The sequence below is a fragment of the Acinetobacter sp. YH12120 genome (assembly GCF_013418795.1).
GTDB lineage: Bacteria > Pseudomonadota > Gammaproteobacteria > Pseudomonadales > Moraxellaceae > Acinetobacter > Acinetobacter towneri.
On the sequence record NZ_VPBI01000001.1, the window covers coordinates 134,695 to 161,480 of the forward strand.

27 protein-coding genes and 1 tRNA gene are annotated in these 26,786 nt (G+C 41.6%); 18 read left to right on the forward strand and 10 right to left on the reverse strand.

What is annotated here, in order from left to right; all coding sequences use genetic code 11:
• Nucleotides 1-314: 314 nt before the first annotated feature.
• From FTU58_RS00675 to FTU58_RS00715, 9 genes are all read left to right on the forward strand, one after another.
• Nucleotides 315-608, forward strand: coding sequence for a phenol hydroxylase subunit (locus tag FTU58_RS00675; protein WP_004971972.1), 294 nt, complete (start codon nt 315-317; stop codon nt 606-608).
• A gap of 19 nt (nt 609-627) precedes the next feature.
• A complete protein-coding gene (locus FTU58_RS00680) occupies nt 628-1,632 on the forward strand; it encodes an aromatic/alkene monooxygenase hydroxylase subunit beta (RefSeq protein ID WP_004971970.1) in 1,005 nt (334 codons plus the stop codon).
• An 11-nt stretch (nt 1,633-1,643) separates the two neighbouring features.
• Nucleotides 1,644-1,910: an MmoB/DmpM family protein gene (locus FTU58_RS00685; protein WP_004971969.1), complete on the forward strand. Its 267-nt coding sequence runs from the start codon at nt 1,644-1,646 to the stop codon at nt 1,908-1,910.
• A 92-nt stretch (nt 1,911-2,002) separates the two neighbouring features.
• Nucleotides 2,003-3,529, forward strand: coding sequence for an aromatic/alkene/methane monooxygenase hydroxylase/oxygenase subunit alpha (locus FTU58_RS00690; RefSeq protein WP_004971966.1), 1,527 nt, complete (start codon nt 2,003-2,005; stop codon nt 3,527-3,529).
• A gap of 117 nt (nt 3,530-3,646) precedes the next feature.
• Nucleotides 3,647-4,009 carry a phenol hydroxylase subunit P4 gene (locus FTU58_RS00695; protein ID WP_104853300.1) on the forward strand — a complete coding sequence of 121 codons (363 nt, stop codon included), beginning with the start codon at nt 3,647-3,649 and terminating at the stop codon, nt 4,007-4,009.
• Nucleotides 4,010-4,077: 68 nt separating this feature from the next.
• Nucleotides 4,078-5,139, forward strand: a complete 1,062-nt coding sequence (locus tag FTU58_RS00700) for an NADH:ubiquinone reductase (Na(+)-transporting) subunit F (protein ID WP_004971960.1) — start codon at nt 4,078-4,080, stop codon at nt 5,137-5,139.
• A 189-nt stretch (nt 5,140-5,328) separates the two neighbouring features.
• Complete coding sequence (gene catA / locus FTU58_RS00705) at nt 5,329-6,249, forward strand: catechol 1,2-dioxygenase (RefSeq protein ID WP_004971957.1); 921 nt, start codon at nt 5,329-5,331, stop codon at nt 6,247-6,249.
• A 155-nt stretch (nt 6,250-6,404) separates the two neighbouring features.
• Entirely contained in the window at nt 6,405-7,277 is an 873-nt protein-coding gene (locus FTU58_RS00710; protein WP_004971953.1) for a transporter, read from the forward strand.
• Nucleotides 7,278-7,517: 240 nt separating this feature from the next.
• Nucleotides 7,518-8,573 carry an ArsO family NAD(P)H-dependent flavin-containing monooxygenase gene (locus FTU58_RS00715; protein ID WP_373885998.1) on the forward strand — a complete coding sequence of 352 codons (1,056 nt, stop codon included), beginning with the start codon at nt 7,518-7,520 and terminating at the stop codon, nt 8,571-8,573.
• A gap of 138 nt (nt 8,574-8,711) precedes the next feature.
• Here FTU58_RS00715 and FTU58_RS00720 read toward each other — a convergent pair whose 3' ends face one another.
• Nucleotides 8,712-9,404, reverse strand: coding sequence for a pirin family protein (locus tag FTU58_RS00720; protein WP_004971950.1), 693 nt, complete (start codon nt 9,402-9,404; stop codon nt 8,712-8,714).
• A gap of 202 nt (nt 9,405-9,606) precedes the next feature.
• Nucleotides 9,607-10,851 carry a L,D-transpeptidase family protein gene (locus tag FTU58_RS00725; RefSeq protein ID WP_004971948.1) on the reverse strand — a complete coding sequence of 415 codons (1,245 nt, stop codon included), beginning with the start codon at nt 10,849-10,851 and terminating at the stop codon, nt 9,607-9,609.
• A gap of 272 nt (nt 10,852-11,123) precedes the next feature.
• Between FTU58_RS00725 and hemE the strand changes: the two genes are divergently transcribed.
• From hemE to FTU58_RS00750, 5 genes are all read left to right on the forward strand, one after another.
• A complete protein-coding gene (gene hemE, locus FTU58_RS00730) occupies nt 11,124-12,194 on the forward strand; it encodes a uroporphyrinogen decarboxylase (RefSeq protein WP_104853196.1) in 1,071 nt (356 codons plus the stop codon).
• A gap of 72 nt (nt 12,195-12,266) precedes the next feature.
• The gene (locus FTU58_RS00735) at nt 12,267-13,088 is read left to right on the forward strand and encodes a DUF817 family protein (protein WP_154320930.1); all 822 of its coding nucleotides are present in this window, start codon (nt 12,267-12,269) and stop codon (nt 13,086-13,088) included.
• A gap of 237 nt (nt 13,089-13,325) precedes the next feature.
• The gene (locus FTU58_RS00740; RefSeq protein WP_096900956.1) at nt 13,326-13,796 is read left to right on the forward strand and encodes a DUF3015 family protein; all 471 of its coding nucleotides are present in this window, start codon (nt 13,326-13,328) and stop codon (nt 13,794-13,796) included.
• A gap of 94 nt (nt 13,797-13,890) precedes the next feature.
• Complete coding sequence (locus FTU58_RS00745) at nt 13,891-15,840, forward strand: DUF4105 domain-containing protein (RefSeq protein WP_180061925.1); 1,950 nt, start codon at nt 13,891-13,893, stop codon at nt 15,838-15,840.
• A gap of 105 nt (nt 15,841-15,945) precedes the next feature.
• On the forward strand, nt 15,946-17,301 hold the full coding sequence (locus tag FTU58_RS00750) for a diguanylate cyclase (RefSeq protein ID WP_104853199.1): 1,356 nt from the start codon (nt 15,946-15,948) through the stop codon (nt 17,299-17,301).
• A 98-nt stretch (nt 17,302-17,399) separates the two neighbouring features.
• Here FTU58_RS00750 and folE read toward each other — a convergent pair whose 3' ends face one another.
• The 5 genes from folE to FTU58_RS00775 all read right to left on the reverse strand — a co-directional run bounded on the left by folE (nt 17,400) and on the right by FTU58_RS00775 (nt 21,224).
• Nucleotides 17,400-17,948: a GTP cyclohydrolase I FolE gene (gene folE, locus FTU58_RS00755; RefSeq protein ID WP_171062567.1), complete on the reverse strand. Its 549-nt coding sequence runs from the start codon at nt 17,946-17,948 to the stop codon at nt 17,400-17,402.
• A gap of 93 nt (nt 17,949-18,041) precedes the next feature.
• Nucleotides 18,042-18,731: a Smr/MutS family protein gene (locus FTU58_RS00760; RefSeq protein WP_104853200.1), complete on the reverse strand. Its 690-nt coding sequence runs from the start codon at nt 18,729-18,731 to the stop codon at nt 18,042-18,044.
• Nucleotides 18,732-18,747: 16 nt separating this feature from the next.
• Nucleotides 18,748-19,554, reverse strand: coding sequence for an indole-3-glycerol phosphate synthase TrpC (gene trpC / locus FTU58_RS00765; protein ID WP_179989275.1), 807 nt, complete (start codon nt 19,552-19,554; stop codon nt 18,748-18,750).
• Nucleotides 19,555-19,575: 21 nt separating this feature from the next.
• The gene (trpD, locus tag FTU58_RS00770; protein ID WP_004971918.1) at nt 19,576-20,622 is read right to left on the reverse strand and encodes an anthranilate phosphoribosyltransferase; all 1,047 of its coding nucleotides are present in this window, start codon (nt 20,620-20,622) and stop codon (nt 19,576-19,578) included.
• Nucleotides 20,623-20,639: 17 nt separating this feature from the next.
• Nucleotides 20,640-21,224, reverse strand: a complete 585-nt coding sequence (locus FTU58_RS00775) for an aminodeoxychorismate/anthranilate synthase component II (RefSeq protein ID WP_004971915.1) — start codon at nt 21,222-21,224, stop codon at nt 20,640-20,642.
• A gap of 874 nt (nt 21,225-22,098) precedes the next feature.
• Here FTU58_RS00775 and glnA point away from each other — a divergent pair.
• From glnA to FTU58_RS00795, 4 genes are all read left to right on the forward strand, one after another.
• Nucleotides 22,099-23,514, forward strand: a complete 1,416-nt coding sequence (gene glnA, locus FTU58_RS00780) for a type I glutamate--ammonia ligase (RefSeq protein ID WP_171287402.1) — start codon at nt 22,099-22,101, stop codon at nt 23,512-23,514.
• A gap of 207 nt (nt 23,515-23,721) precedes the next feature.
• Entirely contained in the window at nt 23,722-24,210 is a 489-nt protein-coding gene (locus tag FTU58_RS00785; RefSeq protein WP_004971911.1) for a chorismate lyase, read from the forward strand.
• Between the two features lie 14 nt (nt 24,211-24,224).
• Nucleotides 24,225-25,103: a 4-hydroxybenzoate octaprenyltransferase gene (ubiA, locus tag FTU58_RS00790; protein WP_131261595.1), complete on the forward strand. Its 879-nt coding sequence runs from the start codon at nt 24,225-24,227 to the stop codon at nt 25,101-25,103.
• A 196-nt stretch (nt 25,104-25,299) separates the two neighbouring features.
• The gene (locus FTU58_RS00795) at nt 25,300-25,557 is read left to right on the forward strand and encodes a hypothetical protein (protein ID WP_004971904.1); all 258 of its coding nucleotides are present in this window, start codon (nt 25,300-25,302) and stop codon (nt 25,555-25,557) included.
• A gap of 16 nt (nt 25,558-25,573) precedes the next feature.
• On the opposite strand, the gene FTU58_RS00800 is transcribed toward FTU58_RS00795, so the two are convergent.
• The 3 genes from FTU58_RS00800 to FTU58_RS00810 all read right to left on the reverse strand — a co-directional run bounded on the left by FTU58_RS00800 (nt 25,574) and on the right by FTU58_RS00810 (nt 26,591).
• Entirely contained in the window at nt 25,574-26,017 is a 444-nt protein-coding gene (locus FTU58_RS00800; protein ID WP_004971902.1) for a DUF2726 domain-containing protein, read from the reverse strand.
• A 78-nt stretch (nt 26,018-26,095) separates the two neighbouring features.
• Nucleotides 26,096-26,171, reverse strand: a tRNA-Asn gene (locus FTU58_RS00805).
• A 117-nt stretch (nt 26,172-26,288) separates the two neighbouring features.
• Nucleotides 26,289-26,591 carry a hypothetical protein gene (locus FTU58_RS00810; protein WP_004971899.1) on the reverse strand — a complete coding sequence of 101 codons (303 nt, stop codon included), beginning with the start codon at nt 26,589-26,591 and terminating at the stop codon, nt 26,289-26,291.
• Between the last annotated feature and the right edge of the window lie 195 nt (nt 26,592-26,786).

Below are 26,786 nucleotides of genomic sequence, written 5' to 3' on the forward strand. Positions count from 1 at the left end.
TTTAGTTGTATCTATATGTTTTTGTTGTTTTTATTCCGTCTTTATCATAAGCGAATTGCATAAAGCCCAAGGGTAAATTTTTGTATCTGTACGGGCTGTATTTCATCAAATCATGAAATCTTAAATTTTTTAAACATCAAAATTCATCAAATCATGAAATCCAAATTCTTATAAAAACACTCAGATTTTTTAAGTTGCTGTTTTTCAATGTTTTTATAAAGTTGGCACGCTTGTTGTAATAGTAAAAGTAAGCAACAGATGCATGAAGCAACTGAAGCAAGTTCTGAATGAATCAGATCTTGTAGGAGAACAATATGAAGGATGCAACAGGCGCATTGCCCTTAACCAAATATATTCGGGTAACGGGCGATATTAATGCCGCATTTGTCGAGTTCGACTTTGCCATTCACGATCCCACTTTATATGTGGAGTTGGTGTTACCGCAGCAAGCATTCCGCGAGTTCTGCGCAACCAATCAAGTGGTGGAAATGAGCGAACAACAGCAAGCCGTGAATGATGCTGAAGAAGACAAATGGCGTTACGGCATTGAACACGACACTTTAGTCGGTGCACAGCGATACAACATTGATCATGAAGATCAACACTGAATGCTTAAGGAGATAAGCGATGACTTTAGAAATTAAAACAGCGGGTATTGAGCCAATTCGTCAAAACTATGCCTATATTGAGCGCCGTTTTGGCAACAAGCCAGCCACCCGTTATCAGGAAGTCAGTTTTGATATTCAGGCGGAAACCAACTTTCACTATCGTCCGCTGTGGAAACCTGAAAAAACCTTAAATGATAAAACCCATACTGCAATTGAAATGCAGGATTGGTATGCATTTAAAGACCCGCGTCAGTTTTATTACGGAACTTATGTGCAGCATCGTGCGCGTTTGCAGGACATTGCCGAAAGTAACTTTAGCTTTTTTGAAAAGCGTCAGTTGGCAGAGCATATTTCTGAAGATGTCAAAGCCAAAGTGATTGCCTTGTTTTTGCCGTTTCGTCATATCGAACAGACTGCCAATTTACACATGATGTCGGGCAGTGCTTATGGTTATGGCACGGTGCTGACCCAAGCCTGTATTTATGCTGCGATGGATCGTTTAGGGATGGCGCAGTACATCTCACGGGTTGGTTTGGCACTCGATGGCAACACGGGCGAATCTTTAATTCCAGCCAAACAAGCATGGATGCAGGATGAAGCATGGCAAGGACTGCGCAAGTTGTGTGAAACCAGTTTGATCGAGCAGGACTATTTCAAACTGTTTTTATTACAAAACTTGGTGATTGACAGCTTTATGAGCGAATTGGTTTACACCCAATTTGATCAATGGCTGGCACAGCATCAAGCACGTGACTTGGCGATGCTGATGGAATTTATGCAGGAAGCCATGGCAGATTTACGCAAATGGTCAGACAGCGTATTTAAAACCGCAGCTGCAGAATCTGCACATAACAAACAATTGTTGAGCCAGTGGTTAGCCGAATATTTACCTGAAGTGAAAGCGGCATTTGCAGCGTGGGCAGCTGAGGCGTTGTCTGCAGATGCAGTCGACATTGCAGAACAAAAACTGCTGGAACGCAGTAAAAAAATTGGCATCGAACTCGAACAAATTTTGCAGGCTTAAGGAGAAGCAGCATGTCTAAGGTTTATCTCGCATTACAGGACAATGACACGTCGCGCTACATCATTGAAGCGATTGAAGAAGACAACCCAGATGCCACGATTCAATATCTGCCAGCCATGATTCGGGTAGAAAGCGAAACAGGTCTGATTGTTAAAGCAGAAACGGTATCTGAAAAACTTGGACAAGATTGGGATATTCAGTCTTTACAACTCAACATGATTACGTTGGGCGGCAACGTCGAAGAAGATGATGACAGTTTCCGTTTGCACTGGAACTAGGAATAAGGATGTGCACTGAGCCAATTTGAGTACAGTGCCGCCAGAACATATTGCTGCATAGATTGCCGCTAAAAAATTTAAGGATGATGAGCATGAATTCACAAGTTAAAACCCCAGCAAAAAAACTGAATGCCAAAGACCGTTATCGCGCACTTACTCGTGACTTGGATTGGGACTTTTCTTATGCAGACCGCAAAGAAGCCTTTCCATACGAAGAATTTGAAGGCATTAAAATTACAGACTGGTCTAAATGGGAAGATCCATTCCGTTTAACCATGGATGCTTACTGGAAGTATCAGGCAGAAAAAGAGAAAAAACTTTACGCCATTTTTGATGCTTTTGCACAAAACAACGGTCAAATGAACGTGACCAATGAGCGTTATTTGAATGCCATCAAACTGTTTTTAACTGCGGTAACTCCGCTTGAATATCAGGCATTCCAAGGTTATGCACATGTAGGGCGTCAGTTCAGTGGTGTAGGCGCACGTATCGCATCACAAATGCAGTCGATTGATGAATTACGTCACGTGCAGACGCAAATTCATGCCATGAGCCATTACAACAAATTCTTTGATGGTTTTCAGGATTGGTCGCACATGCATGACCGCGTTTGGTACTTGTCTGTACCAAAATCTTTCTTTGAAGATGCGCGTTCAGCAGGGCCGTTTGAGTTCTTGTTAGCCATTAGCTTTGCCTTTGAATATGTATTGACCAACTTGTTGTTCGTACCGTTCATGTCAGGTGCAGCACACAATGGCGATATGGCAACGGTCACCTTTGGTTTTAGTGCACAGTCCGATGAAGCACGTCACATGACTTTAGGTCTAGAAATCGTGAAATTCTTGTTAGAACAACACGAAGATAACGTGCCAATCGTACAGGAATGGATTGATAAGTGGTTCTGGCGTGGGACTCGTCTGTTATCTATAGTTGGCATGATGATGGACTACATGCTGCCAAACAAAGTGATGTCGTGGAAAGAAGCGTGGGAAACCTACTTTGAAGAAGCGGGCGGTGCGTTATTTAAAGACTTGAGCCGTTACGGTATTCGTATGCCGAAATATTCAGAAGTAATTACCAAAGAAAAAGAACACGTGTCGCATCAAGCGTGGTGGATTTTCTATAACTTCGGTCATGCAGCAGGTTTCCATACTTGGATTCCAACCGATCAGGAAATGGATTGGTTATCTGAAAAATATCCAGACACCTTTGACAAATACTACCGTCCAAAGTGGGAGTTAGCACGCAAGATGGAAGCAGAAGGCAAGCGTTTCTACAGCGCAGGCTTACCGCAATTGTGCCAAATTTGCCAAGTGCCAATGACTTTCACCGAAATGGATGGCGATCCGACCATGTTTACGTATCGTGAGTCTGTTTATAAAGGCGAGCGTTACCACACCTGTTCAGATGGTTGTCACGATATTTTTGAACGTGAACCTGAAAAATATGTGCAGGCATGGTTGCCAGTGAACCAAATTCTACAAGGCAACTGTGGTGGCTTAGATTTGGAAAACATGCTGCGCGAATATTATCGCTTCAATGTCGGTGCAGATAACTTGGATATTGAAGGTTCACCAGACCAGCAACGCTGGAAAAAATGGAAAGGTGATGCGGCTTAACGCTCATTCACTATCTAAAGTAAATATCTAAAATTTAAGTTATTTCAAGATTCAAATTTAAAAGGATTTCGGTTTGAGTCATTTGCGGCTCAAACCACCCCAATACGGAGAATGACCATGTCAGTACGCGCTATTCGCCCAGATTACGACTTTGAACCACGCGACCTACAAAAACACTATGGCGACAACATTTTGGTGTATGTGGGTTGGGATCATCACACTTTATATTGTTCTGCACACGCCATGTTGGTTTCGCCGCAGCAAACCTTTCAGGAATTTTTGGATCAGCAAATGCAGGCGGGTTTCCATCAACATCCTGACTTTGAAAACATTAAATGGGATGAAGTGCAATTTACTTTAAACAAACAGGTAATTCAGCCACGCCCTGAACAGACCTTGGCAGAAATTGGCTTCGATCAAAAATCACTACTGCGTTTTGTGACCCCAGGACTGAATGGGTACAAGGGCGCACACGTTTAAAACAGTAAGATCACAACAAAATAAAGACAGCAAAGCACAGTCAGTAAGTACAAGACAGGAGGTCGCAGATGAGCTATCAAGTCACAATTGAGCCAATTGGCACAACCATTGAGGTTGAAGAAGATCAAACCATTTTAGATGCCGCGTTACGTCAAGGCGTGTGGTTGCCATTTGCTTGTGGGCATGGCACTTGCGGCACTTGTAAAGTCCAAGTCACCGATGGTTATTATGATGTCGGCGAAGCGTCACCTTTCGCGCTGATGGATTTGGAACGTGAAGAACACAAAGTGTTGGCGTGCTGCTGTAAGCCTGAATCAGACATGACCATTGAAGCCGATGTTGATGAAGACCCAGATTTCTTGGGATATTTGGTTCAGGATTATCAGGCCAAAGTCCTTGAGGTAAAGGACTTATCTCCAACCATTAAAGGTGTGCGCTTGCAGTTAGACCGCCCGATGGAGTTTCAGGCAGGGCAATACATTAACGTGCAATTCCCGGGTATTGAAGGCACTCGTGCCTTCTCAATTGCCAATGCACCAAGCGAACTAGGCATTATTGAATTGCATATTCGTCATGTTGTGGGCGGCAGTGCTACGACCTATGTGCATGAGCAGCTTGCGGCAGGCGACGCACTGGAAATTTCAGGGCCATACGGACAATTCTTTGTACGTAAATCGGATGATCAGGATGCGATTTTTATTGCAGGTGGTTCAGGTTTATCTAGCCCGCAATCTATGATTTTAGACTTACTAGAGTCGGGTGATACCCGCACCATTTACCTATTCCAAGGTGCGCGTGATGTTGCGGAATTATATAACCGAGAACTGTTTGAGCAGTTAGTCAAAGACTATCCAAACTTCCGCTACATTCCCGCATTAAATGCACCTAAAGCAGAAGACCATTGGACAGGATTTACAGGCTATGTGCATGAAGCGGTTGCCGATTATTTTGAGCAGCGTTGCGGTGGACACAAAGCCTATTTATGCGGCCCACCAGTCATGATTGATGCAGCAATTTCGACCTTAATGCAAAGCCGTTTGTTTGAACGTGATATTCACACTGAACGCTTCTTGAGTGCTGCCGATGGTGCAAGTGGTCAGTCACGTTCAGCATTGTTTAAACATATTTAAAAGTGGATAGGTGCTGCAATATTGTACTGAGCCTATCGAATTGCAATAGATAAAAAGTTTCCAAGGAAGTCGGTCAGTGTTGAGGCATTTAGCTCAGCACTGACACCATCATCAACACAGTAAGGCAGTGTCAAAAGCCAAAATAGCAATGCGACAACCAGCAAAGCCAAAATAGCCAAGGAGAGTTACATGGACCGTCAACAAATTGATACTTTAGTGAAGGAAATGAACGTAGACACCGCTACACGCCCTGTCGATCAGCGTGTGCAGCAAATAGTGGTGCGTTTAGTGGCAGATTTATTTCAAGCCATTGAAGATTTAGACATTCAGCCTTCAGAAGTGTGGAAAGGTCTGGAATATATTACCGATGCAGGCAAAGCCAATGAACTTGGTTTACTTGCAGCAGGTTTGGGTTTAGAACATTATCTAGATTTACGTGCCGATGAAGCCGATGCCAAAGCAGGCGTAACAGGCGGTACACCACGTACCATTGAAGGGCCACTTTATGTTGCAGGTGCGCCTGAATCAGTCGGTTTTGCGCGTATGGATGATGGTTCAGAATCAGACCATTTAGATACGTTAATTATTGAAGGTACAGTCACTGACACCAATGGCAATATCATTGAAAATGCCAAAGTCGAAGTTTGGCATGCCAACGGTTTAGGTAACTATTCATTCTTTGATAAATCTCAGTCTGACTTTAACTTACGCCGTACTATTTTCAGTGATGCCAATGGTAAATATGTGGCGCAAACGACCATGCCAGTCGGTTATGGCTGCCCACCAGACGGCACGACTCAAGCTTTATTAAACAAACTAGGTCGTCATGGCAACCGTCCATCTCACGTGCATTACTTCATTTCTGCACCAGGTTACCGCAAACTCACTACGCAATTTAACATTGAAGGTGATCAATACCTGTGGGATGACTTCGCATTTGCGACCCGTGAAGGTCTGGTTGCAACAGCGGTAGATGTGACCGATGCTGCAGAAATTCAGCGCCGTGGTTTAGACAAACCATTTAAGCACATCACCTTTAACTTTGAATTAGTCAAAGACACTGCAAATGCACCATCGACTGAAGTTGAACGTCGTCGTGCAAGTGCTTAATCCCACACCTTAAAACACAAAGTTTTAACACGTTCGCCAATACAGCATCAGCAAGTTCTTTGTTGATGCTGCCCTTAAAAGTCGGCTGTTCGCGCATGAATGATTCAGGCGCAGCAGGCAGACTTCATCAAAATTTCTATTGAATAGGATGTTCTATGAATAACAAAATTTGGGCACTCATGCTTTTGGGTGTCATGGCGACACACGTCAATGCAACAGAAAACGGTTTAGATACATTTGGATTAGGCGCAGAAGGCATTGCAGCAGGGGCTTTACCACCAGCTGGGGTATACTTACTCAACTACTATCAGAACTATCATGCCAGTGAGTTTAAAGACGGCCCAGACAATTTCCATGCCGATGTGAATGTCTATATTCCACGTTTGGTATGGATGACCCCCCAACACATTGCAGGCGGTCAGTTGGGTTTATATGCTGCACAGCCTTTGGTCGATTTGCGTTTAAATGTGATGGGCATGTCAGACTCTAACAGTGGTTTGGGCGATTTGATTATTGGCAGCATGTTGGGTTGGCATAAAGGCAATCATCACAGTGTAGCTGCTTTAGAAGGTGTGCTCGCAACAGGCGATTATGAAGATGCCAATCCACAACGTCCTGTAGTTGCCAACTTAGGTAAGAACTACAACACCATTCGTCCTATCTTTGCGTATTCTTATTTGCAGCCGCAAGGTTGGGAGTTTTCCACCAAAATGTCTTATAGCTTCAACAGTGAAAATGACGACACAAATTATCAGTCGGGGGATTATTTCGCTGGAGATTATGCAATCGGTTATCAATTGAATGATCAAGTCAAATTGGCACTCGAAGGTTATGTATTTAAACAAACCACAGATGATGAAGTGAATGGTGTCAGTATTGGCAATAAAGGACAGGCTCTATCTTTTGGTCCCGCGATTCAATACAAACGTGATAATTGGTCTTTGGAAGCAAAGTTTTTGAAAGAAACCGAAGTGGAACATCGTCCTGAAGGACACTCTTCGACTTTGAAATTGGTTTGGGCTTTTTAAAGCCCGAACCTGATTCTGCAGTGTTGCACATCAAGCTATCTTACAAAACAAAGTCAAGTTGAAAGACTTGGCTTTTTTGCAGCATCATTTTTCAAGATGGCTTGCTTCTAATTACGTGCTTCCATAAGTTGAGTTTGGTGGACTGAATTTTTAATCTCTCACGTGTTGCACTTATGCGCTAAGATTAGGCATAGCAACAGGGTGCGTATTGCGAGCAGGAGAGCCATTTTGAATCAAATAATGGATGCCGATGTAATTATTATTGGTGGCGGACAAGCAGCATTGGCCACGGCTTACTTTTTAAAACGGCAAAAAATCAATTTTCTGATCTTGGATAATCAAACGCAGTCGGGCGGTGCGTGGCAACATGCGTGGGATTCTTTACAGCTGTTCTCTCCAAATACATGGAGTTCTTTGTCCGGCTGGTTAATGCCAAAAACCGAACAGGAATATCCGAAACGATTAGAAGTGATTGACTATTTAACAGCGTATGAAACACGCTATCAATTTCCTGTGCTGCGTCCTGTGCAGGTCGAAAAAGTCCTGAAGGAAGGCAATGATTTAATTGTGTGTTCGGCACAGCAAAGCTGGCGAGCCAAAGCCGCTGTGAATGCTACTGGAACGTGGAGTCAGCCTTTTATTCCTGCTTATACAGGACGCGAACGCTTTTTAGGCACACAAATTCATTCGGCTCATTACCGCAATGCCAATGCTTTTCAGGGCAAAAGAGTCATGATTGTCGGCGGGGGTAACTCAGGCGCACAAATTTTGGCAGAAGTGTCTAAAGTGGCCGAAACTTTTTGGGTTACACAGCAACCGCCAAGTTTTTTAGCCGATGATGTAGATGGACGGGTTTTATTTTTACGTGCCACGGAGCGCTTAAAAGCCCAGCAGGAAGGTCGCAGTATTGAACAACCGATCGGTGGTTTGGGCGATATTGTGATGATTCCAAGTGTCAAAGAAGCACGGCAACGTGATGTATTACATGGTCTGCCGCCATTTGACTATTTAACCGAACATAGTGCAGTTTGGGCAGATGGGCGCGAACAGGAAATTGATGCCATTATTTGGTGCACAGGTTTTAAGGCAGCATTGTCGCATTTACAAAGTTTGAATGTGGTTAATGCACAAGGCACAGTCGATGTGTTAGAAAATCGAGCGTTACAACAGCAAAATTTATGGTTGGTTGGTTATGGCGATTGGACAGGCGCAGCCTCGGCAACTTTAATTGGTGTTTCCCGAACCGCACGGAATGTGGCAGAGCAAATTGCTGCGTATTTGCAGACAACAGCGTAAAGTCATTAACGTGACAAAAACTGTGTTTAAAAAATGAATCATGCAATTTCAGCCATAAAAAAGCCCTCTGTAGAAGAGGGCAAGAGGGTAACTCAAAAAATTAAAGATGCTCAATCATAATAAGGTGACAGTCAGGACTTACTGTTTTGGTAAATCAAACCAAATGAACTGGCTGTCTTCTTTTGCTTCAATCACAGCATTATCAGCAAATAACAAAGCATCGCCCGCTTTAACTGTTTGCTCGCCAATGGTGATTTCACCACGAATTACATGCACATAGTTTACCGCTTGTGTTGCTGTAACTTCTAAACGATGTCCAGTTTCTAAAACAGCTGCTTTTACTTCTGCCTGTTGACGAATGTGCATTGGGGCATTGTCATTCGGGCCGACAATTAAATGCCACTGGTTGGGTGCTGTATTTGGGTCACGTTGAATTTGCTGATACGTCGGCTCTGCATCGCGTACATTCGGCTGAATCCAAATTTGCAGCATGTGTACTTCTTCATCACCATTGTTAATTTCGCTGTGCTGAACGCCTGTACCTGCGCTCATTAACTGCCATTCACCTGCAGTAATATGGCGTTCATTGCCCATGCTGTCGCGGTGGGAAATCGTACCACTTAATACACAAGTCAAAATTTCCATGTTGTCGTGTGGGTGAGTACCAAAACCATTATGTGCGGCAATACGGTCATCGTTAATGACACGTAAGGCACTAACACCCATATATTTCGGGTTATACCAATTACCAAAAGAGAAACTATGTTTGGTGTCTAACCACCCCATTTTCACATGACCACGATCTTCACTACGGTGTAAATAAGCATTCATGATAATGCTCCTATCATTTTTTTAACTTGAACTCATCTTAATCTTTTCACCGCAGCCGACCTAGAGGCGAACTGCAACATGCCGTTCTAAAATTGCAACATGTGTAGATTTTTTGCAGAACCTAGACATTTTAGAGTTTTATCGCGGCATTAAAAAACCCACGTAAAAACGTGGGTCTTTTGCGGTTTAAAGCGATCACTGATTATTCAAGGAATTTTACAGTCACGCCAGAACGTACTTTACGACCTAAATCGTTTGCATCCCAGTTGGTTAAACGGATACAACCATGCGACGCCGTTTTTGAAATGGTCGATGGGTTTGGTGTGCCGTGAATACCGAATGATTTTTTACTTAAACCAATCCAGATATTCCCCACAGGGCCGTTAGGGCCTGGTGGTAAAGACAGCGGTTTTAAGTTTTTGCCCTGAATAAAGTTACTTGGTGAATAGCTGTACCATGGGTTTGGTGCAACACCTGTCACTTTATAAGTACCTGTTGGCGATGGAGTATCTGCACTGCCAATGGTTGCTGGGAATGAGCCGACCATTTGGTTTTGTTTGTTGAACAAATACAGTTGTTTTGCACCTTTGTGCGCCACAATCAGGTGAATGTCTTCAGGTAAGTCATTGCGAACGTTGGTCACCAATAACTTTTCACCCACTTTATTAAATGTTGCATTCGGATTTAATTTCTTTAAGAAATTTTCATCCATGTGGAATTTTTCACCTAACATTTCACTTACGCGGGTGTAGTACAAGCCTTTCATTTTGGCTTGTTCTGCATAGTCATGCGGAATAGATTTCGCATAAGGACCTTTTAAGTCCGCTTCAGTAACCGTGTATTCTACAAATGCAGGACGTGAACCTTGACGTGCAACCAACGCATCCCAAGTTTCTTTGGTTAAAATACCCGTTGGGCTAATGCCATTCATTTGCTGGAATGATGCAATTGCTTTTAGGGTGTTCTTACCACTAGTGCCATCAATTGCACCTGGAGAAGCATGTGAATTGTTCAGCATCACGTGTGCACGTGCATACACAGGGAACTGACCTTTACCAATATTTTCATACCAAGTGGCATTATTTAAACCATCTAAAGTCCATGAAGCTTTTGGTGCTGCTGTGTTGGATGTAGCAGTTTGGCTTGCAGAGCTTTTTGTTGGTGCAGTGCCTACATCGGCAGTGGTATCTTCAGTTTTGTGTAGATCATCTAAGGTTTTTGAAGCCTTATTTAAATCATTTTGTTCTTGTTGCGTAATAGCAGTGTCTGTTGCATTTAGATTATTTTGTGCAGCCGATGCTTCTGTCGCTAAAGGATCAATCGGATCTTCAATAGCGGTATTGCTAATCACTTGTGGATTTAACGGTTGTTCAGCAGTAGATGCAGCAAAAGTAGTCCCTGCAAAAATGCAACTTAAACTCATTGCGAGTATTGTGCGAACCAACATGTAATTCAACCTTGAGAATTATTCATTTACATAGATAAAAACTAGCCAAGTATTGCAGAAAAACTAAGGAGATGCAGTAGTTGTTTTGTGTAAATATGCAAGATAACCCCAATTTTACAGTGACTTTTGTTTGTGTGATGTATTTCACATAAACGTAAGCTGAATTTGAACACTGAGAATAAGCTAAAAAAGACGAGCAAGAAATGAAGTTATTAAAACTTCAACCTTTTTGATATGATGGCTGCAAGATTGAAAATGAGTTGGGAAAGTAAATGACGACCTTAAAAAATGATCGTTTTCTTCGTGCCTTATTACGTGAGCCAGTAGATTGCACGCCCGTATGGATGATGCGTCAGGCAGGACGTTATTTACCAGAATATCGTGCTACACGTGCGCAGGCAGGAGATTTTCTTTCTCTATGCAAAAATACTGAATTTGCCTGTGAAGTGACTTTACAGCCTTTGCGTCGTTATGAATTAGATGCCGCTATTTTATTTTCAGATATTTTAACTGTACCCGATGCATTAGGCTTAGGTCTGTATTTTGAAGTAGGCGAAGGGCCAAAGTTTCATAAAACGGTGCGTACCGAGCAAGACGTTGCCAATTTACCTAAATTTAATGCCAAGTCAGACTTAGACTATGTCATGAATGCAGTATCGACCATTCGTTCTGCTTTGGGCGGACAAGTGCCTTTAATTGGTTTTTCAGGTAGTCCATGGACTTTGGCAACGTATATGGTTGAAGGTGGTTCAAGCAAAGATTTCCGTTTCACCAAAAACATGATGTACGCACAGCCTGAAGTTTTACATGCACTATTAGACTGTCTGGCCGATGCAGTGACCGAATACTTAAATGCACAAATTGATGCAGGTGCACAGGCAGTACAAATTTTTGACAGTTGGGGCGGTGCATTGGCCCATCGTGAATATCTTGAATTTTCACTCCACTATATGCAGAAAATTGTGTCAGGTCTGCAACGTGAAAAAGATGGACGTAAAATCCCTGTTATTTTATTTACCAAAGGTGGCGGTCAATGGCTGGAGCCAATGATTGCAACAGGTGCAGATGCTTTTGGTCTGGACTGGACAACACCGTTAAATGTCGCACGTCAAACGGTGAGTGGTCGTGCCGCATTGCAAGGTAACTTAGACCCAGCCACTTTGTACGGTTCACCTGAAGCAATTGCCAAAGCAACACGTGCGATGCTAGATGATGCCTATGCCAATGGTGAAAAAACAGGTTATGTAGCCAACTTAGGGCATGGTATTACCCAGTGGGTAGACCCTGAACGTCCTAAAGTATTTATCGACACGGTTCATGAATACAGTGCCAAATATCTATAATCGCACAATGATATAGATGGATCATTTGTAGATGTATCGGTGTAATCTCAGCTTCAGTCAGGTTGTCACATCATGTGGATAACATGGCTAAAGTCAGGAGTTGAGTTTTCGACTAAGGCAGCTTCGGCTGCCTTATTTGGAATTTTATTGCTGATTGCATTTGCCCTGACTGCTTCAATGGGCAGTCAGGAATATTTCGGATTTTTCCGTTACGACTATTTATTATTCTATGCCTTAATTATTCAAGTTTGTCTTTTATATTTAAAACTGGAATCTTGGGCAGAAGCCAAAGTCATCGCTTTGTTTCATATTTTAGCGATGATCATGGAAATTTTTTTAACTCATCCACAAATTGCATCGTGGCAATATCCTCAACCTGCTGTCTTTAAAATTATGACCGTACCGCTTTTTGCAGGCTTTATGTATTCTGCAGTTGGCAGTTTCTTTGCGCGTTCTTTGCGTTTGTATCGGGTATCTTTACGGAATTTGCCGACTTTTAGCAATATGATGGCCTTGGCAGTGTTGTCGTACATCAACTTCATGAGCAAGTTTTTTATCCCCGATATTCGTTATGGCTTGTTTGCGTGGAGCGTTGTGATTTTCTGGAAAACCAAAATTCGTTTTCAATTACAACGGTCTCAATTACAACTGCCAATGTTGCCTGTATTGATGCTTTTGGCTTTTATTATTTGGGTCGCAGAAAACATTAGCACCTTTTATCAAATATGGTTGTATCCAAGTCAGGTCGATGCGTGGCACATGGTCGGCTGGGGCAAACTCGGTTCTTGGTATTTATTGCTGTTACTGAGTCTGGTTCTGGTCATGAAAATTTTGGGTTATCGCGATGCAGAAGGGCAGTGGACACTGAAAACTGAGGATCAACAGCAGCTGTAAATCTAAATGCTATCTTCAACACTAAAATCTATTTTCAAATTTAAGACCAATCTTTAAGCTAAAAACCAATCGACGCTACAAAAATGCACAAAAATAATGCCTGATTTTGTGATAAATGTTTTGCCTTCTGAGTGACATCTCGCTATCTTAAAATAGTGTAATAAAAATTACACATAGCAATAAAGAATAACGATTCGAAGCATAATTTTTCGAATAATAAATCTCTGGAGTAAGGCGATGATTAAAAAATTAGCATTGGCTGCTGTCTTGGCAGTGGGTTCTACAGCAGCATTTGCAGACCGTGATGCAGGTTGTGGTATCGGTTCTCAAGTTTGGGCAGGTCAGTCTGGCAAAGTTGCAAAAATTTTAGCAGCAACTACAAACGGTATTTTTGCAAACCAATTGTTTGGTATCACATTTGGTACTTTAGGTTGTAGCGGTACAGGTACAGTAACTGCACAAGTTGTGACATTTACCAATGAAAATGCTGAAACATTGGCACGCGATATGGCAGTTGGTGAAGGCGAAAGCTTAAACGTATTGGCTGAATTGTTAAGCATTAAAGCTGAAGATAAAGCACATTTCTTTGCGGTTTCTAAGCAAAACTTTGCATCTATTTATTCTGCAGAAAACCAGACTTCTTTAGAAGTATTGGCATCTTTACAGAACGTGATGGCGAATGATGACGTTTTAAAAGCATACGTTTAAGTTTGAATAAAAGCCCTGCATTATTCGCAGGGCTTTTTTATAGCACAAGAATACGTTTAAGCCTGAATATGTATATAAAATTTATAAAATGTCCATGAAATCAATTGTTTTAAGTAGTTTAGTTTTTTTATCTCCTACGGTTTTTGCGTTATCTCCTGAAATATCTCCAATACAGATTCAGCCACTTACAGCCACTTCTACAGTACAAAATACAAATAAATTAGCGATGTTTTCCGCACATTATGTGCAAAAAGCCAAAGACCTACACTTGGCAGAACAGGTGACTTGGCAGCGTTTAATGTATGCGCAGCAAGGCAAAAGTGAAGTGCAATATGCAGGCTATTTTGTGTTGGAACAAGGCGGAAGCAATTTAAACCAAGAGTTACTTCGCAATGTGCAGGCATTATTTGAAACAGCGCCTGTCAATCAATCGGTGCAGTGCAAATTTCCTGCACGTAGCCGCTGGTTAATTGAACAATTACAAATTCCTCAACAAGATTTGGCACAGGTGCAATGTCCTGAATTGGACGAATGGATTGGACAAATTAAACCTTATAAAGCAGTGCTGATTTATGCCACAGACTTTATGGGCAATCCAAGTTCTATGTTTGGGCATACTTTATTGCGCTTAGACCCAAAAGATCAAAAACAACTGAATTTAATTTCTTATGCTGTCAATTATGCAGCAACGGTAACGGGCAGCGAAGGTTGGTCTTATGCATGGAAAGGACTTACAGGGCAATATCCGGGTGAATATTCACTGATGCCGTATTACCGCAAAGTAAAAGAATATGGCGATTTAGAAAGCCGAGATTTGTGGGAATATGAACTGGCACTGAATGAGCAGGAAACCACATTTTTAGTGCAGCACATTTGGGAAATGAAGCATGTGCAATTTCCGTATTATTTTATCAGTGATAATTGTGCCTATCGCTTATTGGGTTTAATGGATTTGGTGCGCCCTGAGCTGAATTTACAGCAGCAGTTTAGAGTCGCATCTATTCCAATTGAAACACTAAAAGCTGTAGAGCAGGAAAATTTAGTGGCAGATGTTGTCTATCGTCCTGCTTTGGAAACTCAGTTATTGGCGCAAGCTAGACAACATGGCACAGCGTTGGCAAAAACTGCCCATCAGGTGGCCGAAGCAGAACCTGAAAATGTGGCGGCAGTTTTGCAAAATCACAGCCAAATCGATCAAGCTAAAATTCTGGAAATGGCTTATGACGATTTGTATCTGAAACTGATTGGACGCAAAATTGAAGCCAAAATTGCACAACCGCGACTGAGACAAATTTTAAGTTTAAGAAGTCAGATCAATTTAGAAAAACAACGTCAGGATGTCGCACGCCCTCAGGTCGATCCTGTGCAGGGGCATCATGCACGAAGCTTTGCTGTGCGTACTGGCGAGGTGCAAGGCGAGCATTTTGTAGAGTTGAGTCATCGACAGGCTTACCATGACTTACTTGATCCGCAAGGTGGTTTTCGTACAGGGACGCAGCTCAACTTTTTAGAAGCTTCTGTGCAATATCGTGAAGACCGCTTAAAACTGAATCAGTTAGATTTACTCTCGGTGAACTCTTATAACCCAATGACCGCATTTAAAACACCACTTAGTTGGGGCTTTAATTTGGGTTGGCAGCAAGAAGCCCTGAATTCGCACGGGGCTTTTAGCGAAACGGAACAGCATGGTGTTTTAAGTTTAAAAACACAGTTTGGTTATAGCGTGGCTAATCAAGCGCGTGAACATTTGTGTTATGTGCAAATTCAAAATCATGTGCAAGCGGGTAAGGCTTTAGACAAAGGCTGGCGTGTTGGAATTGGCCCAACACTGGGTTGTCAAAATATCTGGTCAGCACGCATGAATAGTTTGGTTCAGCTTGAATTACCGTATTGGGAAGATCGTCACCAATGGCAATTTAAGCTGAACAGCCAGTTGCAATATGTACTCAACCCGCAGCATGTGTTGCGATTGGGTTGGGAATATCAACAACAGGACAAACAGGACTGGAACAAGACCAGTTTAGGCTATGTGCATTTTTTTTAAAGAGCTGTTGAATTTATACTGAATTGTAAAAAACCAGCTAAACAAGTTGAGTTGCTGGTGAAACCCGTTAAAATTTAGCAGTTTCTTTTGGCTGGGTTGTTGTGGATGTATCAAGAGTGTACGCATGAGCTTGCAGAGCAATGGAAGTCAATTTGCGAGCAATTTAAGCCAGAAGATTTGCAAGCGACATTCCAGTTTATTCAAGCACATGCAGAAGATTTTGTGATCGAGTTCTATCAGCAAATGTTGCTTGAAGAACATGCGACAGAATTTTTGTCTGCAGAGATGGTGAAGAATCGCTTAAAAAACTCTTTATATCAGTGGCTAATTTCCAGTTTTGAAGTTCCGTTTCAACACAATTATAACGAGATTGTAGAAAAGCAATTTAAAGTGGGCGATGTGCATGCACGTGTACAAATTCCATCTTGGCTGATTATTCGTGGTGTGCGCGTTATTATAAAAAAGGCTTTTGAGTTTTTTGCAACAGAAGCCAATAGCAACTTAAATCAGTTTAATTATTTAAGCCAAATTTTATGCTTTGCCACAGAAATTATGTGCCGATCTTATGAAATGAAGGTCGAAGTACATAATGATATGAAACATACCTATCGCTTATTTTCTGCCATGCAAGATGTTGCCGTGCACAAAGATCGACAACGCGGAACTTTGCTGGATTGGGAAAATGAACTGATGTTTCAGGTGGTGTCCGATCACACCAAAATGACGCAACCGATTTTATCTAAAACAGAATTTGGTTTATGGTTTATTCATAAAGCGGCTTATGCATTTTCAAGTTCGGAACAAGTACAAACTATTACTGAATTTATTTATCAGGTGGATGAATTAATTCAGAAAATTGGTCAATGTGAAAGTCAGGCACAGGCAATTGAAATGATTCAATCCATTCGTGCCAAGAATCGTGAAATTTTGCATTTAGTCGATCAAATTTTTCAGGTGTCTGAATATATCAATTCAGGCAATGATGCCTTAACTCAACTGCTCAACCGCCGTTATTTAAATACCATCGTGTCCCGTGAAATTAATTTTTCACGAAAAAATAATTCGCCTTTAACATTGTTGGCGATAGATGCCGATCATTTTAAATCAATCAATGACCGTTATGGACATGCAGCAGGAGATGATGCATTACAGTTTTTAGCTGATGTGATTTTGCAATATGCAAAAGGCAGTGACTATGCCTTCCGAATTGGCGGCGAAGAATTTTTACTGTTACAGATTGATACCACCATTGATCGTGCCTTGGTAGTCGCTGAAAATATTCGTAAACGTGTCGAAAAAGCCACATTAAAAACATCAACAGGTGAAGAATTTAACTTTACCATTAGTATAGGTGTGCATGAATATGATGGGCATCCAGACTATCAACGTTTTTTTGAAGAAGTGGATAAAGCCTTGTATATGGCAAAAAATAATGGACGCAACAATGTGTCTGTAGGTTGAATCTGAAGATGTATCAAGCTAATTTTTTAATCTAAAACCCAAAAATCCCGAACATAAATTTCGGGATTTTTTATTTGATTGAGGAACTTAGCCACAATTTAAAAACTCTCAGGCACCGCACTTAAAAATTCACGACGGGCTTCTTTATCTGTTTTAAAGTCACCTACAAAAGATACGGTACGTGTGGTCGATTCCTGTTTGCCTACACCGCGCATCATCATGCACATATGGGCTGAATCAATCACCACAGCAACACCGCGTGCTTTGGTCACTTCAGCCACAGCTTCCGCAATTTGCTGAGTCAGATTTTCCTGAATTTGCAAACGACGTGCAAACATTTCGGTAATACGGGCAAATTTAGACAAGCCTAAAACATTACCTTCAGGTAAATAGGCGATATGCACGCGACCATAAAATGGCAATAAATGATGTTCACACAGTGAGTAGAACTCAATATTTTTCACCAAGACCATTTCACGGTTGTCGGATGGAAATACGGCATTATTGGTCACTTCGGCTAAGGTTTGGCTATAGCCCGAAGTTAAATACGAAAAAGCTTTAGCAGCACGCATCGGCGTATCTTTTAGACCTGGACGATTAAGATCTTCACCAACGGCGGTTAGGATGTTTGCGTAGGATTGCTGCATAGACATAAGACGTGTTCACTTACACTGATATTGAACAAGGTCGGCATTGTAACAGAAAACTATTGCAATGCCTTGTTTAAAAGATGAAACCGATTACTGTTTAAACTTTGGGTTCTTTTCGCTGCGTTTAAGCAACACTAAAACTGCACCAGTGCCACCTTGTTTTTCAGGCGCACTCACAAAAGCCAAAACATCACGATGCTGACGCAGCCAGCCATTTACATAAGTTTTTAAAATGGCTTCAGGGCCTTTGCCATGCACAATTTTAATCACGTTCTGGTTTTCATCTTTAGCCATTTGAATGATTTGCAAAACGGCTACCCGCGCTTCTTCTACCGTACAACCGTGCAAATCAACAGCTTCAAACCAGCGTAAGTTGCCTGCTTTTAAATCTTCAAAGACTTTATGTTGCAAAGTTGCAATGCGATAGCTCAGCGAAGCTTGGCTGCCCACAGGGTTAAGCATGGCTTGCGTATCGGACAGCAAGGTATCATCGGTTTCCATAGGGCCTATGGCTGCTGCACGTTTGGCCAGCGTTTGGGCATCTGGTTTTTTCTTGGCAGTGTGTTCGATTTTTGCAATATTGCCTGCGTCCATTTTTTGAACGCCTTGCATTTGCTGACGAAACAATGCGAGATCATCTTCCTGTTGTTGCTCAGGCGTCTGAACTTTGGGTTCAGACGGCTTGGCAATGCTTGAAGTATGAGGCTGAGTGATTTGCTTTTTAAAAGATTTTAGTAAATTGTACTGTTCTTTAGAAAGCGAAGAATCATGTTTACTCATGGTATTTCAAATTGGATTATAGATTTTCAGGCTGACCAAACAGTGCCGTAAAGGCATGGTCAGGACGTGCTTGTTTCATAAAACTTTCACCGACCAAGAAACTGTGAATCTCATGGTCTTGCATCATGCGGACATCTTCTGGTGTGGCGATACCACTTTCCGTGACCAATAAACGTGCAGGTGGCAACAAGTTTTTTAAACGCAATGAGGTATTTAAATCGACTTCAAAGGTTTTTAAATTTCGGTTATTGACCCCTAAAATACAACGCTCTGAAAGATTTAAAGCACGTTCCAATTCAGTTTCATCATGCACTTCAACCAACACATCTAAATGATGTTCAAAAGCCGTTTCCGACATTTCTTCCAACTGTTGGTCAGATAAGCAAGACACAATCAATAACACACAGTCTGCGTGTAGGGCACGTGCTTCTACCACACCATACGGATCAATCAAGAAATCTTTACGCAGGGCAGGCAAGTTACAGTGTGAACGGGCAATCTGAATATTTTCATCTGCACCCTGAAAGAAATCGACATCAGTCAGCACTGATAAACAGGCTGCACCTGCGGCTTCATATTGCTGTGCAATTTCGGCAGGGTCAAAGTTTTCACGAATAATGCCTTTAGATGGTGATGCTTTTTTAATTTCCGCAATCACCGCTGGGCGTTTGTTACGCAAGGCTTGTGCAAAGCCACGTGCAGGTGTTGCTGCACGTGCCAATTGTTCTAGGTCTGCATAACTGCGTTGTTTTAAACGCTCGGCAAACTCTTCTTTTTTACGTTCTACAATTTTACCTAAAATGGTATTGCTAATATCCACCATGATGCACCTTCCTGATTTGCTTTATGCTTCGTACTGTTTGAGCGTTTTGGTAAATTCAGACAACACGCCCATTTTTTCCAAAGCTTGTCCACCATAAATAATGTCATGTGCCAAAGCGACACCTTGTTTGTAGCTTGTAGTTAGACCCGAAACATAGATACCCGCACCCGCATTGAGTGCAATCATATTGGCCGCTTTTTCGCCTTTGTCTGATTTGTTTTTGCCTAAAGCATCTTTAATCAAACTCAAGCTTTCAGCAGAGTTTTCTACAATCAGTCCTGTTAAAGTTTGAGATTCAATTCCCACGCTTTCAGGGGTAAGTTCCCATTCGGTAATTTCACCATCTTTGAGTTCTGCAACATAAGTGCTCGAAGCAAGGCTAATTTCATCTAAACCATCTTTAGAATGCACCACCATGACATGCTCAGCACCGAGCTGTTTCATCACTTCTGCAATCGGGCGGCATAATTCATTGCTAAACACCCCAATGACAAAACGCTTTACACCCGCAGGGTTAGTCAATGGCCCAAGCAAGTTGAAAATACTGCGAATACCCAACTCTTTACGCGGGGTAACCGCATATTTCATGGCTTTGTGATGATTCGGTGCAAACAAGAAACCTACGCCCATTTCACGAATACAGCGTTCAGTTTGTTGCATGTTTAAGTCAAGATTAATGCCTGCTTGCTCAAGTAAGTCAGATGAGCCTGATTTGGTTGAAACCCCACGGTTACCGTGTTTGGCAATGGTTGCACCTGCAGCTGCAATGACAAAGGAAGAGGCGGTAGATACGTTAAATAGGTTTTGACCATCGCCACCTGTGCCGACAATATCCACGAGGTAAGGAATATCGCTGACATCAATTTTGATGGCAAATTCACGCATTACACGTGCAGCAGCAGTAATTTCATCAATGCTTTCGCCTTTTAAGCGTAAGCCCATCATCAATGCACCAATTTGAGCGTCTGTTGCTTCGCCCGACATAATCGCGCGCATCACATCTTCCATTTGAGGCTGAGTCAGGTGAATTTGTTTTGTAATATGGTTGAGTGCTTGTTGAATATTCATGTGATTTGACTCGCTCATTATGCGTAAATTTCCAAAAAGTTTTTAAAGATTTGATGACCGTGTTGGCTCAGGATCGATTCGGGGTGAAATTGCACGCCTTCAACAGGCAAAGTTTTGTGCTTCACGCCCATAATTTCTTCCATCGAACCATCTGCTTCTTTGGTCCAGCATGTCACTTCCAGACAATCTGGCAAGGTTGCTTGATCAATCACCAAAGAGTGGTAACGGGTTGCAGAAAATGGTGAAGGCAGATTGCTAAAAATACCTGTGTTGCTGTGGTACATATCCGATAAACGACCATGCATCACGGTTTTAGCGCGCACAATGTTTCCACCAAAGGCTTGTCCGATACTTTGGTGTCCTAAACACACGCCCAGTAACGGAATTTTGCCTGCGAAATGCTGAATGGCAGGAATAGAAATCCCTGCTTCAGATGGAGAACAAGGGCCTGGGCCAATCACCAAATACTTGGGTTGCCATCGCTCAATATCTTCTAAAGTCACGGCATCATTACGAACGACTTTTACTTCCTGATTTAACTCGCCAAAATACTGGACGATGTTGTAGGTAAAAGAGTCATAATTATCGATCATTAAAAGCATGAGCTAACCTATTGAAAACTGAACACTTTAAGTGCTAAAGAGTCTGAGATAATTTGCTTTATTCCTGCGCCTATAATGAGAAAGGACTTTATTTTTCTTGTCGAAAAGAAGGTGGAATAAGGAAGCGCTTATCATCATAGCAAAAAATAAGCATTTTCTGCGGACTATTTATATGATAATCCCTGTTAAAGCTTATCAGCGCATTCACCAGTTCATAGATTTTCAAAGCTTATTACACATTGTTCAAGTTTGATCTGAAAGAAATGATCACTTGATCAAGCTGGGTCATTCAGCAGTCATATTTTAGCTTCACACTTATAGATAACGTAAAAAATGCGCTAAAAAGTAGCATCATGGCGCATGTTATTAGCGGTTCACGTCAGGTAGTTTGAGTGCAGCGTTTCGATAGAAAATACAAATCTGCAGTATAGATATTTTCAATCAGCTTGCTCGAAAAGAATACAGATTTAGGATTTTTAAACGATCTTATTATTTTTGCTCAATAAAAAATAAAGTGTTGTTTAATATTGTTGAATAATTTGCATTGCTCAATGAAAGTACGGCACAGCAAAATGCTTGCATAGATACTGTTTGAGCTATTTTTTGATCTACAATTCAACAGAAATAAAACATAAATGCACTAAAATGGTGCTATGTTTTGCAGTTTTAAATCAAATCAAATGAACAGTGTTTGAATATGGTGCAAATCGTATTTCTGACAGTATAATAGAGACAAAGTAATTTTTTTAAATGATGTATTCTCATACGGAATTCATGGTTTTAGCTTTGCTTTTAAAAGTTGGTACGCTAATTGCTTAATAACTGCCAACTACTAACACGCACTTTCGGGTGCAACAAAAAACATCGGAGCAAAATGAGCATGGCGAACAAGGTCCTTCAACTCATCCAAGAAAGTGGTGCAAAATGGGTCGATTTCCGCTTTACAGATACTAAGGGTAAAGAGCAGCACGTAACTTATCCTGCAGACAGTATCGATGAAGATACTTTTGAAGACGGTAAAATGTTTGATGGTTCTTCTATTGAAGGCTGGAAAGGAATCGAAGCATCAGACATGATCTTACGCCCAGATGCCAACACAGGTTTCATTGACCCGTTCTTTGCAGAACCAACAGTGGTTGTAACGTGTGATGTTATCGAACCATCGACAGGTCAAGGCTATGACCGCGATCCACGCTCTATTGCTCGCCGTGCTGAAGAATATTTAAAATCGACAGGTATTGGTGATACTGCTTTCTTTGGTCCAGAACCAGAATTCTTCGTATTTGACGAAGTAAAATGGGACATCGATATGTCTGGCGCGCGCCACACATTAATCGCTGAAGAAGCTGCATGGTCTACAGGTAAAGACTACGAAGCTGGTAACTCAGGTCACCGTCCACGTGTGAAAGGCGGTTATTTCCCAGTACCACCAGTAGATTCTTCTCAAGATATGCGTGCAGATATGTGTGCAAAAATTGAAGAAATCATGGGGCCTGGTCGTGTAGAAGTACATCACCATGAAGTTGCATCTTGCCAGTTAGAAATTGGTGTGAGCTTCAATACTATGGTGCGTAAGGCTGACGAAGTGCAACAGTTCAAATATGCAGTTTGGAACGTTGCGCATCAATATGCAAAAACTGCAACCTTTATGCCTAAACCAATGGTAGGCGATAACGGTTCAGGTATGCACGTACACATGTCTATCTCTAAAGATGGCAAAAACTTATTCGCAGGCGATGAATACGCAGGTTTGTCAGAAATGGCGTTGTACTTCATTGGCGGTATTATCAAACATGCCCGCTCTTTGAACGCGTTGACTAACCCATCGACCAACTCATATAAGCGTTTAGTACCGCACTTTGAAGCACCAATTATGTTGGCTTACTCAGCGCGTAACCGTTCTGCATCTATTCGTATTCCTTACGTGTCTAGCCCGAAAGGCAAACGTATTGAAGCGCGTTTCCCTGATCCAATGATGAACCCGTACTTAGGTTTTGCGGCATTGTTGATGGCGGGTCTTGACGGTATTCAAAACAAGATTCACCCAGGTGAAGCTGCAGATAAAAACTTGTATGACCTTCCGCCTGAAGAAGAAGCAAAAATCCCAACTGTGGCACACAACCTAGAAATGGCGCTTGATGCTTTGAAAGAAGATCACGACTATTTATTAAAAGGTGGTGTATTCACCAAAGACATGCTTGATGCTTATATCGAGTTGAAAACTGAAGATGTACGTCGTTTGAACACGACCACTCACCCAGTTGAATTTGATATGTACTACAGCTTGTAATACATCAAAAATCTTAAATTTGAAAAACCCGCTTCGGCGGGTTTTTTGTTTTAGATGGTGCAATCATGGTTTTGAATTGGCATGGATTTTATCAAAATATAAGAATTCGCTTAATTTTTTTGGATAATTGCAGGGAATTGCGCCATCGGTCACAAAACTTTGCCTAAATTTGGGCTACACTAGGCTATCTTGTTAAGGTGGCGGAACATGCGAACACAGCCTATTTTTCCCAAGCAGGCAAATCTGCCTTCTGAATTAAAAACATGGCTATATGCAGCAGGTTCTTTGACCCAACAACTGACTCAGCTCGCAGGCGGACAATTTAAAGTTGAACCGCTGCAACAATCTTTTCAACGTTTAAATTTACAAGATGCCCAGTGGATGCAAATGCCACATTGGCACACCTCATGGGTGCGTGAAAGTTATTTATATGGTTGCGATGAACAGCCATGGGTCAAAGCCAAAAGTATTTTTCCGATTCTAAGTTTGCAAAGCAAAGCCCGTTTATTTCAGCATATTGGCAATAAACCCATTGGCTGGTTTTTATTTCAGCGTACCAATCCGTTGTGTCAAAGGCGTGTGGTTTTGCTCGATGAAGGCTGGACACGACAGAGTTGCTATACTTGGCATGGCTGTAAATTTATTGTGCAAGAAACTTTTTTACCGCGTTTTGAGCAATTTATTCAACAACATTAAGATACGAGATTGGTATGGCATTGGCACAGCAGATCACGTGGCGTGAGCGTTTAGAAGCATATTATTATTTGTGTCGTTTCGATAAACCGATTGGCACAGAACTGGTGTTTTGGCCAACCATGTGGGCCTTGTGGATTGCTAATCAGGGCATGCCGTCTATCGGGATATTAATCCCTATGATTCTGGGCACAATTTTTATGCGCGCTGCAGGCTGTGCCATTAATGACTTTGCTGACCGTAAGGTGGATGGTCATGTGGAGCGTACCAAAACACGTCCTTTAGCCACGGGTGTGATTAGTGCCAAAGAAGCCATTTATGTATTCTTGGGTTTGGTTGCACTTAGCGCAGCCATGTTGTTGTTCTTACCGATTGAAACTTTTTATTGGTCATTTGGGGCATTATTTTTAGCGTTTATTTATCCGTTTATGAAACGCTACACTCATTTGCCGCAAGTGTTCTTGGGAGCTGCATTTTCATGGTCTATCCCGATGGCTTATACCGCTGTAGGTGCAACGCCTGATCTTACTTGTTGGTTATTGTATTTTGGCAATTTGGCGTGGACTGTGGCTTATGACACCCAATATGCAATTACTGACCGTGAATATGATTTGAAAATTGGGGTGAAATCTACCGCAATTTTATTTGGTCGCTATGACATTCAGATTATTTCATTGTTGCAAGCGGGCAGTGTGCTTTTGATTGGTACGGCATTGTGGTTAGAAAATTTATTGATTCCGTTTGGTTTAGCGGCGTTATTGGTGGTGGTTGCAGACTTTATATATCAATGGAGTAAAACTAAAGATAAAGATCCGCAACGCTGTTTTTGGGCATTTCGTCATAACCGTTGGGTAGGGCTGATTATTTTTTCAGGAATCGTATTGGCTTTAATGTAAATATTTCTGTGCGATAAAAAACTGAGCAAAGCATCTGATGGTAGTTTGGTCAGGTGCTTTTTTATTCGATCGCTGATCAATTTTTGCTGTTAAAAATTAAACTGAGCATTAGAACGTGCGTACTTATGCACAAAGCACAATCAGCATTATTCTGATATATTGAGCCTCATTTTGAAGTTTGAATTAGGAATAGATGATGTCACAGTCTGAACAGCAAGCACCTGCAAAAAAGCCAAGCCTAAAAAAGATGATTTTCTTGGCAAGCTTAGGTTTGTTGATTCCTATTTTCTTGGTTAGCATGGCATTTTTAGCAGTTAATAGTGATGCTAAAAATCAGGAAAAATATAAACAACAACAGGCAGAAATTATTGCGCGTATTGAAGCGCGTGAAGCTGCAGAACAACAAGCGAAGCAGGCCAGTCAGATACAAGCCGCTTCAGAAGCTACACCTTAATATCGAGTTGATGATTTCAGCTCAAATCTGATTGCAATTGTCTGATACTCGGAATTTCGGTGTATCGGACAACGCGATAACCTGCCTCGTGAAACATTGCATCCCGTTCTGCATCTTCCTGTTCTTTGCCAATATGTGAGGGGTCATCTAACTCTATAATTGCAATGACCTGCATTTCTGCATTTAAGATCACAAAATCAGTCACTTTACGATTAAACAGCGCACGAATTTTATAGTGGTTGTTGGTGATTAATGCGCTAAACGCCACTTGTGCCAAGATGTGATGCTCAGGAAAAGCTTGTTTTAAACGCATAAACATTCTGCGTTCAAAAGCAGTCATCATCGGTTTAGGATAAAAGTTTTTCTTGGGGAAAAATAATTGCTTAAAAATTAAGATAAACAGGGCAAGGCTAGCCAAGCTGCCAATAAGCAAGAAAGTCGATTGACTGGATTCAAACATAGATGATGCGGTGTCGTTAGACCCTAAACAGCAGGAATAAAAAACCCACGTCATAATGCGTGGGTTTTTTAAGAATTTTGGCTCTCCCACCTGGGCTCGAACCAGGGACCTGCGGATTAACAGTCCGTCGCTCTACCGACTGAGCTATGGGAGAATCTGACACGCATTCTATGTGGGTATCTGTTTTTGGTCAAGCTGGAATTGAAAAAAAACCGTAATTATAGATTAACTGCTTTAAAAATAATCATCTAGCTTTGTTTCAACGCAGTTTTTAGAGTGCTTGAATGGCTTTTATATAATCTTCGCGTGTCTGTGGTGGGTTGGTTTTACGACATAAGTTAATTAATTGCAGCATCTCTTGCTGAGTCATTTCTGTTTTCACTTGGCTTTGAATTTGTTTTAAGGTGGCTTGTTGTTGTGCGTTCAGATCACGACTGCATTGATACAGACGTTCATACATGAGTGTCGCAGCAGTTTTATTGCTTTCAGATTTTTGCGTACATTGAAAAATTGCAAAAATCACCACAATCAGAATTGTCCAAAAAATCAGGGATTTTAACCAAGGCGCTTGCATGGGCTTTCAAGTTTTATTGTTGTTGATGAACCTAAGTTAGCGAAAAAATAGAGTCATCACAAGAGGGGATAGCCCGATCTTCACTGTATGGTTTTAATTTTGATTTAAGGGGAGAGTGAGGCCTGTTCCATTCGTTTAGAACATCATATCCACTATAAAAACAATAAAAATTGCAAAAAAAAATCCCACGTCATA

Bases quoted from the DNA above. Each gene is read 5' to 3' on its own strand.
- FTU58_RS00675 (WP_004971972.1), top strand. From the start codon at position 315: ATGAAGGATGCAACAGGCGCATTGCCCTTAACCAAATATATTCGGGTA.
- FTU58_RS00680 (WP_004971970.1), top strand. From the start codon at position 628: ATGACTTTAGAAATTAAAACAGCGGGTATTGAGCCAATTCGTCAAAAC.
- FTU58_RS00685 (WP_004971969.1), top strand. From the start codon at position 1,644: ATGTCTAAGGTTTATCTCGCATTACAGGACAATGACACGTCGCGCTAC.
- FTU58_RS00690 (WP_004971966.1), top strand. From the start codon at position 2,003: ATGAATTCACAAGTTAAAACCCCAGCAAAAAAACTGAATGCCAAAGAC.
- FTU58_RS00695 (WP_104853300.1), top strand. From the start codon at position 3,647: ATGTCAGTACGCGCTATTCGCCCAGATTACGACTTTGAACCACGCGAC.
- FTU58_RS00700 (WP_004971960.1), top strand. From the start codon at position 4,078: ATGAGCTATCAAGTCACAATTGAGCCAATTGGCACAACCATTGAGGTT.
- catA (WP_004971957.1), top strand. From the start codon at position 5,329: ATGGACCGTCAACAAATTGATACTTTAGTGAAGGAAATGAACGTAGAC.
- FTU58_RS00710 (WP_004971953.1), top strand. From the start codon at position 6,405: ATGAATAACAAAATTTGGGCACTCATGCTTTTGGGTGTCATGGCGACA.
- FTU58_RS00715 (WP_373885998.1), top strand. From the start codon at position 7,518: ATGGATGCCGATGTAATTATTATTGGTGGCGGACAAGCAGCATTGGCC.
- FTU58_RS00720 (WP_004971950.1), bottom strand. From the start codon at position 9,404: ATGAATGCTTATTTACACCGTAGTGAAGATCGTGGTCATGTGAAAATG.
- FTU58_RS00725 (WP_004971948.1), bottom strand. From the start codon at position 10,851: ATGTTGGTTCGCACAATACTCGCAATGAGTTTAAGTTGCATTTTTGCA.
- hemE (WP_104853196.1), top strand. From the start codon at position 11,124: ATGACGACCTTAAAAAATGATCGTTTTCTTCGTGCCTTATTACGTGAG.
- FTU58_RS00735 (WP_154320930.1), top strand. From the start codon at position 12,267: ATGTGGATAACATGGCTAAAGTCAGGAGTTGAGTTTTCGACTAAGGCA.
- FTU58_RS00740 (WP_096900956.1), top strand. From the start codon at position 13,326: ATGATTAAAAAATTAGCATTGGCTGCTGTCTTGGCAGTGGGTTCTACA.
- FTU58_RS00745 (WP_180061925.1), top strand. From the start codon at position 13,891: ATGAAATCAATTGTTTTAAGTAGTTTAGTTTTTTTATCTCCTACGGTT.
- FTU58_RS00750 (WP_104853199.1), top strand. From the start codon at position 15,946: ATGTATCAAGAGTGTACGCATGAGCTTGCAGAGCAATGGAAGTCAATT.
- folE (WP_171062567.1), bottom strand. From the start codon at position 17,948: ATGCAGCAATCCTACGCAAACATCCTAACCGCCGTTGGTGAAGATCTT.
- FTU58_RS00760 (WP_104853200.1), bottom strand. From the start codon at position 18,731: ATGAGTAAACATGATTCTTCGCTTTCTAAAGAACAGTACAATTTACTA.
- trpC (WP_179989275.1), bottom strand. From the start codon at position 19,554: ATGGTGGATATTAGCAATACCATTTTAGGTAAAATTGTAGAACGTAAA.
- trpD (WP_004971918.1), bottom strand. From the start codon at position 20,622: ATGAATATTCAACAAGCACTCAACCATATTACAAAACAAATTCACCTG.
- FTU58_RS00775 (WP_004971915.1), bottom strand. From the start codon at position 21,224: ATGCTTTTAATGATCGATAATTATGACTCTTTTACCTACAACATCGTC.
- glnA (WP_171287402.1), top strand. From the start codon at position 22,099: ATGAGCATGGCGAACAAGGTCCTTCAACTCATCCAAGAAAGTGGTGCA.
- FTU58_RS00785 (WP_004971911.1), top strand. From the start codon at position 23,722: ATGCGAACACAGCCTATTTTTCCCAAGCAGGCAAATCTGCCTTCTGAA.
- ubiA (WP_131261595.1), top strand. From the start codon at position 24,225: ATGGCATTGGCACAGCAGATCACGTGGCGTGAGCGTTTAGAAGCATAT.
- FTU58_RS00795 (WP_004971904.1), top strand. From the start codon at position 25,300: ATGTCACAGTCTGAACAGCAAGCACCTGCAAAAAAGCCAAGCCTAAAA.
- FTU58_RS00800 (WP_004971902.1), bottom strand. From the start codon at position 26,017: ATGTTTGAATCCAGTCAATCGACTTTCTTGCTTATTGGCAGCTTGGCT.
- FTU58_RS00810 (WP_004971899.1), bottom strand. From the start codon at position 26,591: ATGCAAGCGCCTTGGTTAAAATCCCTGATTTTTTGGACAATTCTGATT.